The organism is Lysinibacillus sp. NPDC086135 (assembly GCF_044746345.1).
Classification (GTDB): domain Bacteria; phylum Bacillota; class Bacilli; order Bacillales_A; family Planococcaceae; genus Lysinibacillus.
In genome coordinates, this window is record NZ_JBIVCA010000010.1 from 178,862 (window position 1) to 188,969 (window position 10,108).

At 37.9% G+C, this 10,108-nt stretch carries 10 protein-coding genes; 7 read left to right on the top strand and 3 right to left on the bottom strand.

Translation table 11 applies throughout. The features are described 5' to 3' along the window. Positions 1 to 16: 16 nt before the first annotated feature. From ACIPKN_RS14915 to ACIPKN_RS14925, 3 genes are read right to left on the bottom strand one after another with little or no spacing between them, the layout of a single operon-like run. Positions 17 to 850 (bottom strand): DUF4097 family beta strand repeat-containing protein, encoded by an 834-nt coding sequence (locus ACIPKN_RS14915; protein WP_400937398.1) that lies wholly within the window; start codon positions 848 to 850, stop codon positions 17 to 19. Next, entirely contained in the window at positions 850 to 1,452 is a 603-nt protein-coding gene (locus tag ACIPKN_RS14920; protein WP_400937400.1) for a DUF1700 domain-containing protein, read from the bottom strand. The genes ACIPKN_RS14915 and ACIPKN_RS14920 overlap by 1 nt, the downstream gene beginning before the upstream one ends. After that, positions 1,442 to 1,762, bottom strand: coding sequence for a PadR family transcriptional regulator (locus tag ACIPKN_RS14925; protein ID WP_400937403.1), 321 nt, complete (start codon positions 1,760 to 1,762; stop codon positions 1,442 to 1,444). The genes ACIPKN_RS14920 and ACIPKN_RS14925 overlap by 11 nt, the downstream gene beginning before the upstream one ends. A gap of 199 nt (positions 1,763 to 1,961) precedes the next feature. Here ACIPKN_RS14925 and ACIPKN_RS14930 point away from each other — a divergent pair, with 199 nt between their 5' ends. The 7 genes from ACIPKN_RS14930 (at position 1,962) to ACIPKN_RS14960 (ending at position 9,973) form a co-directional block, all read left to right on the top strand. Further along, the gene (locus tag ACIPKN_RS14930) at positions 1,962 to 2,633 is read left to right on the top strand and encodes a TetR/AcrR family transcriptional regulator (RefSeq protein WP_400937406.1); all 672 of its coding nucleotides are present in this window, start codon (positions 1,962 to 1,964) and stop codon (positions 2,631 to 2,633) included. Positions 2,634 to 2,635: 2 nt separating this feature from the next. Then, positions 2,636 to 3,397 carry a CPBP family intramembrane glutamic endopeptidase gene (locus ACIPKN_RS14935; RefSeq protein WP_400937409.1) on the top strand — a complete coding sequence of 254 codons (762 nt, stop codon included), beginning with the start codon at positions 2,636 to 2,638 and terminating at the stop codon, positions 3,395 to 3,397. Positions 3,398 to 3,772: 375 nt separating this feature from the next. Next, the gene (gene panB / locus ACIPKN_RS14940) at positions 3,773 to 4,609 is read left to right on the top strand and encodes a 3-methyl-2-oxobutanoate hydroxymethyltransferase (protein ID WP_400937424.1); all 837 of its coding nucleotides are present in this window, start codon (positions 3,773 to 3,775) and stop codon (positions 4,607 to 4,609) included. After that, positions 4,609 to 5,463 carry a pantoate--beta-alanine ligase gene (gene panC, locus ACIPKN_RS14945; RefSeq protein ID WP_400937411.1) on the top strand — a complete coding sequence of 285 codons (855 nt, stop codon included), beginning with the start codon at positions 4,609 to 4,611 and terminating at the stop codon, positions 5,461 to 5,463. Before panB ends, panC begins: the two co-directional genes overlap by 1 nt. Position 5,464: 1 nt before the next feature. Further along, positions 5,465 to 5,848: an aspartate 1-decarboxylase gene (panD, locus tag ACIPKN_RS14950; protein WP_142508342.1), complete on the top strand. Its 384-nt coding sequence runs from the start codon at positions 5,465 to 5,467 to the stop codon at positions 5,846 to 5,848. A 127-nt stretch (positions 5,849 to 5,975) separates the two neighbouring features. Then, a complete protein-coding gene (gene dinG, locus ACIPKN_RS14955) occupies positions 5,976 to 8,747 on the top strand; it encodes an ATP-dependent DNA helicase DinG (RefSeq protein WP_400937413.1) in 2,772 nt (923 codons plus the stop codon). Positions 8,748 to 9,580: 833 nt separating this feature from the next. After that, on the top strand, positions 9,581 to 9,973 hold the full coding sequence (locus tag ACIPKN_RS14960) for a DUF378 domain-containing protein (protein WP_400937416.1): 393 nt from the start codon (positions 9,581 to 9,583) through the stop codon (positions 9,971 to 9,973). Positions 9,974 to 10,108: the final 135 nt, after the last annotated feature.

The window sequence follows — 10,108 nt, forward strand, 5'->3', positions numbered from 1 at the left end:
GAATCGGTAGCCTACTTTATTTCAACCTTAATTGTAAGTCACCATGTGAAATAGTTGCTTTTAGTTGGTTATCACCGTTATAAGGTTTCGATACCTTGCTGCTTTGATCCTCGTCATCAACAGTAAGATCCCCAAAGTCAGTTTGTAATTCATAGCCAAATTCACTTTTTTTATTTTGTAAATGCAGTGTAGCATCCCCAAAGTCAGACGTAATAGTGGATTGACCATTTAATGTTCCATCAATGTCCATATCACCATGTTCATTTTCGGCAACAAAGCCATTACTTGAAAATTGTTGTAGCGTCATATCACCAAATGATTGTGTAATCTCTGTTTTATCACCAGTAGTGTCTTTCAAAAGTATGTTTCCAAAATCTTCAATTAGATTTAACTCCTGATATTTCAAACCACGAATGGTTGTATCTCCAAAATTACTATCAAGGACAACGGTTTCCAGTTTTACATCTGCAGGAACATAGATTTTAATGGAAGGAGTTCTAAAGCTAGCAAATCCGAATTGAAAACGATTCTTCTTCTTACTCTTTGTTTCAACAGTTAATGTCTTATCTTTAATACTGTACGTCACATCATCATCATTAATAACATTTGTTTCTAATGCATAACGATCACTAGTAACAATTTCAACATCTCCATAGTGATTAATAATATTGAGATTAGTGAAATCATCTAGTTGATAGGAATTGTTTACTAGTTTATTGTTCTCGGGCAGTTGGATACCTTCATCATTTATCTCAAAACTCCATTTTCCACCAGAGAAATAACCAACTAAAGCTAACAGTACGCCTAAAGCGATCATAGTAATGGCAATATGGGTATGTCGGGAAGTCATTAGTAACCCTCCTTCCGTTTCTTCGTTATTTTATGGAATAGTTTACTTAATGCTTCAACACAAACAATAACGATTGTTTTGATCAAACGAGCAACGATTGGGAAAAGTAGGATGCCCAAACCTGTTACGATAAAGCCAACACCCATAAAGAGTAATGCTGTTGGCCAGTCCTGAGTTAAAATGAAGAAGCCTGAAATAAGTGCAGCGATTCCACCGAAAAAGATACTAAGTACGGTTGCGATAATGGCAATAATAACGCTGAATATAACTGCCCCAAATGAAAAAATAAGTGCTATAGCTACTACAAGTAACGGTAATGAAAGTGGGGCAGATAATATTGCTAGAATGATAAGCCACATCGCAGACACATTCTTCTTAGTTGAAGTTGAGGTTGCCTCTATATCCTTTAATGCATAGTCCGCTATTATTTGTGATGCAACATGGGAAGGGGAGCCTAGTTGTTGAATGACCCGCTGTTCGTTTTCCTCTCCTGCTTCATCGAAATATTCCTCATAATAGGCAAGCGCAGCATCAATCTCATGCGCTGGAAGACGTTGTAATTTCCCCCGAAGCTTTTTCAAATAGCTTGCTCTATTCATCATATTTCCCTCCTAAAAGTACATAATCAACCATTTCTTTATACTGTTGCCATTCTTTTAATAGCTCTAGTAATCGTATTCGACCTTGCTCGGTAATTTGGTAATACCGTCTATTTCTGCCTTGATAGGGCTGATCGTAGGTTGTTAAGCAATTTGCTTTTTGTAAACGACGTAATACTGGGTACAGCGTAGATTCTGATATATCCATCACGGATTGTATTTGCTGTGTTAATGAGTAACCATAAGCATCCTCTTTATCGACGATGGCGAGTACACAAGCGTCAAGTAAAGCTGAGCCAAGTTGAAATGTCATCTTTCCTCACCTCACAATGTAAGACCTATACAAGGTTTCATATTATACGTCATATAGTATGGTGGAAGTATATTACATATATCATTAATTGTCAATGTTCGTAAAAAAACTCAAGAGAAACATATTGTTGACAATAAAAGGCAACTTGATTACGATAAAAATGACAATAGTGTCATTTTTATGTTTGGAGGTAGAAATAATGCCAAAGGTAAGTCATGAATATGTACAGGAAAAGAAAAACAGCATTTTAGAAGCAGCTATAGCAGTATGTAAAGTGAAGCCACTTTATGAAATTACGATGAGGGATATTATTAAAGCGTCAGGAGTAAGTCAGGGTGGGATTTATCGTTATTATTCAGACTTGGATGAAATACTTATTGAGGTTATTAATCAAGTAAATGTTAATGCAGACTATAAACATATTATCGATGAAGTTACGGATACGAGTAATTCTCCCACAAAAACAATCATTAAATTATTTAATTTTCTCGGAGAGTACATGAAGGAAAACGTATCAACAGTGGGCAAAATCCAATTTGAGCTTACGATTTTATTTGCTAACAATCCAGATAGAGAAAAGAAAATTTTATCTGGCATTTATGAGAATGAAAGTGGGCAATATTTTACGCAACAAATTTTTCATTCAATCCATGAGGGTATTTCTTCAGGATGCTTTCAGCTTGAGATTTCGATAGAGGATTTATCTACCTTTATAATGACATCCATTGATGGCATTGTGAGAGACGTTGTCTTGCAAAAATGTTACGGGGTGTTCTCAAATGATCAAGTGCAGTTTGATGAGATTCGATTGATGAATACACTTTGCAAATCCGTATTATTACTATTGGGTTCGAAAGAAGGAGAGGATTAAAGTTGGGAATAGAGGTAAGAAGATTTCTATTTTATACCTTTGCAACGTCTTGGATCATATGGGGCAGTTTAGCCTTATTAACACAGCTAAATTTGCTGAAGTTTGGTAATGCAATATCAATGCTGTTATTTATTCTCGGCGGAATTACTCCTGCAATTTGTGAGATTTGGTTGAAAAAGAAATATTCGACTAAAGAAGAGTTCAAATCATTTATCTATAATGTGAAAAATCCTAAGCATCCTGTATCTTGGTACATATTTGCAATCGGATTGGCATTTATGGCTTGTTTTTTACCAACGCTATGGGGCGGAGCAACTATGGAGAATCCAATGTATTTGGCGTTACTTGAATTACCAATCATGATTATTGGTGGAGGATTAGAGGAAATTGGCTGGCGTGGTTTTTTACAGCCTACATTACAAAAAAGATGGTCTCCCTTCACGAGTACAATGATTGTGGGTGTTATTTGGGCAGTCTGGCATTTGCCATTATGGTTTGTCCTTGGATCAAATCAAATGAACATGAATTTCCTATGGTTTTCTCTAACAGCTTTAGCGCTGTCCTTTTTATTAACAATCATTTACCTCTCCACTAAAAGTATTTTTCTCTGTATTATTTTCCACGCTTTCATTAATTCATTTTGGGATGTCTTTGTACCAGTTACAAATGTAACGTCTGGTTTATTCACATTTTTATTTGCTCTGTTTCTATTTACAATGTTTGAAGTTTATCGAAAATCAAACTTTCAGAAACGAATGGTTTGAGCTTGGTAATAGTTATTGATCGTAATTATTAGAAAATAATATTTGAAGATTACTAGGATAATCTGTTATAGTATGTGCGAAGGGCAGTATCCTTTTGTGAACGGCACCTTCAAAACGCAAGTACAATTTACAAAAATATCTGCCTTGATCTTTTAATGACAGGGACGGAAGAAAACAAGCGTTCAAAAATATAACTTTATACAATGGAATGGGCAATTCTCTCAAAGAGATTTATTTCCTTATCCCTTTATTAAGTTATGGCCTCTAATCAAAAACGAGAGGTGATTTTTGATGACGAACGACACTACCCTTCTGTCCATTTTAGGAACAGAGGGGTTTTTCTGTTTTCTTTCCTTAAAAAAGGAGGACTACATGATGAAAACGACTTCAGATTTTTTAAAGATGAAGGCAGCAGGTGAGAAAATCGTTATGCTCACTGCATACGATTATCCTGCTGCAAAATTTGCCGAGGAAGCAAGCGTCGATATGATTCTAGTGGGAGATTCACTAGGTATGGTAGTACTAGGCTATGATTCTACAATGCCAGTAACAGTGGCCGATATGGTTCACCATGCAAAAGCAGTGCGCCGAGGGGCAAAGGATACGTTTGTTGTTGTGGATATGCCATTTGGTTCATACCACGGTGATGTACACGAGACGTTGAAAACGGCCGTATCCATGATGCAGGAAACAGGAGCAGATGCATTAAAGTTAGAGGGAGCAGACGATGTTCTACCAGCAATTCGTAAATTAACGTCAGCTGGCATTCCGGTGGTAGCTCATTTAGGTTTACTACCTCAATCAGCAGGAGTGCTTGGTGGTTACAAAGTTCAGGGTAAAACAGCTGAACAGGCAAAGAAACTCATTGAAGATGCAAAAAAATGTCAAGAGGCTGGGGCATGTGCAGTCGTCTTAGAATGTATTCCGCATCAGCTAACAGAGATGGTATCCGCTAATCTCATTATTCCAACAATCGGCATTGGAGCTGGTGTTGAGGCTGATGGACAAGTGTTGGTTTATCATGACATGTTAAGCTACGGTTCACATCATGTACCAAAATTTGTGGAACAGTTTGCTAATATGGGTCAAGAAGCGAGCCGTGGAATCGTTAGTTACGTAGAAGCGGTCAAGGCAGGTACATTCCCTGCGTCTAAGCATTCCTTCACGATGAAAGAGGAAGCACTGGATCAGCTATATGGGGGCGTAAAGTAATGAAAGTCGTCACTACAGTCCAAGCATTAACCGTAGAAATCCAAGCAGCTAAGCAAGCTCAAAAAACAATTGGACTCGTTCCAACAATGGGGTATTTACATGAGGGTCATTTAACGCTAGCAAAAACAGCTCGCACCGAAAATGATTTAGTCGTTATGAGTATCTTTGTCAACCCAACACAATTTGGGCCAGACGAAGACTTTGAAAGCTATCCACGTGATTTGCCACGGGATACTGCTTTAGCAGAGTCTGTCGGTGTAGATATTATTTTCGCACCGAGTGTTGAAGAAATGTATCCGCATGATGGTGGTATTCGTATTCATGCGGGTGAACAGGCAACTATTCTTTGTGGAGCGAGCCGTCCAGGCCATTTTGATGGCGTTTTACAGGTTGTATCGAAATTATTTCACCTAGCACAGCCGACACGAGCTTATTTTGGACAAAAAGATGCACAACAGGTTGCTATTATTGCTACGATGGTACGCGATTTTAATTTCCTTTTGGAATTGCGAGTAGTACCCATTGTACGGGAGAAGGACGGTTTAGCGAAATCCTCTCGTAATGTGTATTTAAGTGAAGCGGATCGTCTTGAGGCGCCAGCAATTAATGAAGCGCTACAGCTTGCTCGTGATAGCTTTTTAACGAATGGTGATGTTGCGAATGCGCTTGCAAAAGCAAAGGCACACATTGCAGCACGCACACACGGTCACATCGACTATATTGAACTATTAGCATATCCAGATTTAATACCTGCGACTGCTGAGACGGAGCAAGTGCTTGTAGCTGCAGCCGTCTATATTGGTAAAACTCGATTAATTGATAATTGTATCTTTAATGTGAAAGAAGGATTGTAATATGTTACGAATGATGATGAATAGTAAAATCCACCGTGCTACAGTGACACAAGCAGATTTAAACTATGTTGGATCTATTACGATTGATGAGGATATTTTAGATGCAGTAGGGATGCTACCAAACGAAAAAGTGCATATCGTTAATAACAACAATGGCGCACGTTTTGAAACATATATTATTGCAGGGGAACGTGGATCAGGCGTTATTTGTGTGAACGGTGCAGCAGCTCGCCTAGTGCAACGTGGAGATATTGTGATCATTATTTCTTATGTTTACGTAGATAATGCAGAGGCAAAAGATCATAAGCCAACAGTAGCTATTATGGGCGAGGGTAATATCATTAAAGAAATGATTGCCTATGAGCCAGAAGCAACGGTGATGTAATAGAGAGGAAGCATGTACAAATTGTACATGCTTCTTTTTGTGTTTAATCTAAAGAAGAGAAGGGATGCCGTTGAGCGAAATATGTGATAAAATTCATCTATCTAATGTGAACTGTGAGTTGAGATGTATGATGGAAAGTCAAAAGTATGCAATTGTTGATTTAGAGACGACTGGTCATTCACCGGCAAATGGGGACCGAATGATTCAAATAGCAATTGTTATTATGAAAGATTGGAACATTGAGCGTACCTTCACGAAGTTTATTTATCCAGGTAAAGCTATTCCAACGTTCATTCAGGATTTAACGCATATTACGGATGAGGATGTAAAGGATGCCTTGCCGTTTGAGGCACATGCCGACTACATATACGAACTGCTTGCTGATTGTGTATTTGTCGCGCATAATGCGGATTTTGACTTATCCTTTTTACAAGCAGAATTTAAGCGAGCAGGTTTACCGAAATGGCAAGGTAAAAAGATGGACACGGTTGAGCTTGCTAAAATTTTATTTCCAATGTCACTTAGCTTTAAGCTAGGTGATTTAGCAGCAGATTTAAATATAGAGCTAACAAATGCACACCGAGCAGATGACGATGCCCGAGCAACTGCTGAGCTTTTTAAACATTGCTGGAAGGAGTTACTCAGTCTCCCTCAGCTAACTCTTGAACAAATGCATAAACGTTCATTCAGATTGAAATCAAATTTATCCCAACTTTTCTTTGAAGCTCTTCAAATTAAACGACAGCATGTAACTGCTAATGAGAATGTCTCCTACTATCGCAATTTGGCTATTTGTGATGGAAGAAAAAAGTATACAAATCATGAGGAGATTGTATCATATCCACAATCAGCAGCTGACAAAACAGCATTAATGACAAAGGCTATGTCGAATTTTGAGCAACGACCGGCGCAATTTGAGATGATGGACACTATTTGGCAAGCGCTCAATGACAAAAGGGAATGCGTTATAGAGGCTTCAACAGGCATTGGTAAAACAGCGGGCTATCTACTTCCTGCGATTTTATATGCTCGAGCAGTCGATAAAAAAATTGCGATTAGCACATATACGTCACATTTGCAGGAGCAGCTTGTTGAAGAAGAGCTACCGAAGATTGAAAAAATCGTTGGCACTAAAGTAAATATTGCTGTTCTTAAGGGCATGCAGCACTATATTGACGTTGCACGCTTTGAGCAATGTATGGCTTATGCTGATGAAACTTATGATGATACCTTTACGATTTTGCAGATTCTTGTTTGGCTGACTAAAACAGAAACAGGTGTGTTAAGTGAGCTCAATGTATCTGGTGGTGGCCAACTATTTTTAGAAAAAATCCGCAAAATGCCTGATGAAAAACCTTCAAAGGGTTTTGATTTCTATGAACAAGCGTTAAAAAATAGTGAATTTGCTGATTGTATTGTAACCAATCATTCTATGGTACTCAGTGATTTAGTCCGTCAAACACCGATCTTTACACAAATTGACGGATGGATCATTGACGAAGCACATCAATTTATACAATCTGCCATGCAGCAGGACGAAGTTGTCTTCTCCTATACGCAGTGGAAGTATATTTTCGGTCAAGTAGGAACGATGGAGGAAACTGCTTTGTTCCAGCAATTTAGTCAGGCAGCTAAGAAAAAACAACGTGTTTCTATGCAAAGCTTGCAGCGACTAGATGCACAATTTATACGTCTACAACGGACATTCGATGAAACTATTCAGCGAGCTGTTCAAAAAATGCAGCAACAAATAAAAGGGAAACAAGCTAGTAGTAAATGTACTTTGTTTTTAGAGGATGTAACGCTAGCAAAAGAACCGCTTTTACAAGTAAGTAAGATCACACAGCAGTGGCTTGATCTTGCGACAGAAGTAGGGCAGGCTTTTAAAAATAATATTGAGCAATTAGATAAAAATGAGCTCTATATATTATCGGAATGGCATTATTGGATCCGTGAATTAAAAGTGAAAATCGCTGAATGGGAGGAAATTTTCCTAGCGTCACAGGATGATAATTCAGTGTGGTTAGAATTCGATTTACGGAGCGTTCCAGGTAGCTTACAAGTCTTTAAAAAGCCTGTGAATGTCACGCCAATCATTGAAAAAGTACTGGCACCGCTTCGTAAGCAGGCAAGCATAGTATGGACTTCTGGTACTTTGACTGTACCAGGCAATGAGCGTTTTGTGACGCGCCAACTCGGTATTTCTGATAGTGTGCCAGTCAGAAAGCTACAAGCGCCCCCATCCTATTATGCAGGAGCGAAGGCATTTATTGTCACAGATATGCCCGATATTCAACATGTGTCACAGGATGAATATATTGAAGCGGTCGCCCAGGCGATTACACGTACAGTACGGATGACGGAAGGACGTTGTTTTGTCCTATTTACCGCACAGGACATGCTTCGAAAAACAGTGGAGCTTATTCAAGATAGTGAACTCCTTGATGACTATATGCTCTTTGCACAAGGTGTAACGGGTGGTAGCCGTATGCGAATCCTGAAATCATTCCAAAAATTTAGCCATGCCGTTCTTTTTGGTACAAACAGCTTCTGGGAAGGTGTAGACGTTCCGGGTGACGCACTTGCATCGGTTATTGTTGTACGCCTGCCGTTCTCCTCACCAGAAGAGCCTGTATTTAAGGCGCGCGCAAAGCATATTACTACACAAGGTCGCAATTCCTTCAATGAGCTATCACTACCAGAAGCCATTATGCGTTTTAAACAAGGCTTTGGTCGTTTAATCCGTTCATCGCAGGATAAAGGAGCCTTTATCGTTTTAGACCGCCGCATTTCAACAAAGTCGTATGGTAAGGAATTTATCAAGGCGTTACCACCGATTGATGTTAAAAAATTACAACTACCTGAGTTGTTAAAGGAACTTAATAATTGGCAGAAATAGTTGGAACCTCTTTTCTGCTCAAAATCTTAAAAGTGTGAGAAATCAATGTCTAAAGTTGATGTCTCACGCTTTTTTGGTGTGAAAATTTTATTAGTTTGCCCCTAGATAAAAGTACCTTTTACTGATTTTCCCTAATCCTAAATTTATTTTTTAAAAATTCGTACCAGGGAATACCAATAAAGAATAGTGACAATAGAAGACAAAAAAGTAAATCATTTGTTTGGACACCATCTGCAAAAAGGATTAGTGATACGGCTAAAAATGCTAAAATCCTAATGATTATCAGTTTTTTCATAAAATACTCCCCTTCTTTTTGTGTTAAAGTGCAAATGTTTTTTGGAGAAGAATGGTAGTGAATTTTATTTATAGACTATTCACCTATATTATATGTGATTTATGAAATTTTTGGTAATTATAAAACTTTCTGCTCTATTTAAATAGCCAATTGGTAGATGATTTGGATAGTATTTCTTCGATTTTTTCAAAGACCATAAGAACAAGAATAGGATATGATGGCGTAAACCAATAAGGACAATGCAGAAGGTGAGTTGGAATTTTCAGATACAGTAAATAAGCAGCTTTTAAAAAAGTGGTTTATTACCTTCAACTTTGTTTGTAATATAACTTAGCCTTAGGCATGCCTTTGTATAAATAAGCGGTTACTGCTAAAAATAAGACCGTCAAAATGAGCGAGTTAATTTACACAATAAGTATTTGTAATTTTACCACTTGTTATGACAATTTTTTTGCAAGAACGACGCTTATTATACATGTGAAGAATGAACTTCCGGTGTATTACTGGCTTCGTATTTACAAGTGAAGGAGGTGTAAACGTGAGCGTAGTTTATAGAATCGCTTTAGTGTTAGTGATCATAGGCGCAATCAACTGGGGACTTATAGGATTCTTTAGATTTGATTTAGTTGCCTATTTGTTCGGTGGACAAACAGCGGTATTATCACGATGGATTTATGCATTCGTTGGATTAGCAGGACTAGTATCCTTACCTGTTCTTATTATGCGATTTGATGAGGACGAAGATCTTGTTCCTGATTTAAATCATGACCATGACCATCATACTCGCATAGACAGAAATCCAAACTATAGTATGGAGTTCGGTGATGAAGCAGATTTTACTGCTTTAAAAACAACTAATGTGCTAAAAGAAGAAAAAAAGGATTCACATAGTAAAAATAAAAACAACAACAAAAACAAAAACAAAAAATAACCTCGAGTTTATTCCTCAAAAAAACTGATGGCCGTTTGGTGAGGGCACTGAAAAACTTACGTTTTCATAAAAGCGAACCTTTCTCAGATAAAAATAAGGCACTTCTTGTTCGATTTTGAACAGGAAGCGCCTTAT

Coding starts and splice junctions, on each gene's coding strand:
- dinG (WP_400937413.1), top strand. CDS start 5,976: ATGATGGAAAGTCAAAAGTATGCAATTGTTGATTTAGAGACGACTGGT.
- ACIPKN_RS14930 (WP_400937406.1), top strand. CDS start 1,962: ATGCCAAAGGTAAGTCATGAATATGTACAGGAAAAGAAAAACAGCATT.
- ACIPKN_RS14915 (WP_400937398.1), bottom strand. CDS start 850: ATGACTTCCCGACATACCCATATTGCCATTACTATGATCGCTTTAGGC.
- panD (WP_142508342.1), top strand. CDS start 5,465: ATGTTACGAATGATGATGAATAGTAAAATCCACCGTGCTACAGTGACA.
- ACIPKN_RS14920 (WP_400937400.1), bottom strand. CDS start 1,452: ATGATGAATAGAGCAAGCTATTTGAAAAAGCTTCGGGGGAAATTACAA.
- panC (WP_400937411.1), top strand. CDS start 4,609: ATGAAAGTCGTCACTACAGTCCAAGCATTAACCGTAGAAATCCAAGCA.
- panB (WP_400937424.1), top strand. CDS start 3,773: ATGAAAACGACTTCAGATTTTTTAAAGATGAAGGCAGCAGGTGAGAAA.
- ACIPKN_RS14925 (WP_400937403.1), bottom strand. CDS start 1,762: ATGACATTTCAACTTGGCTCAGCTTTACTTGACGCTTGTGTACTCGCC.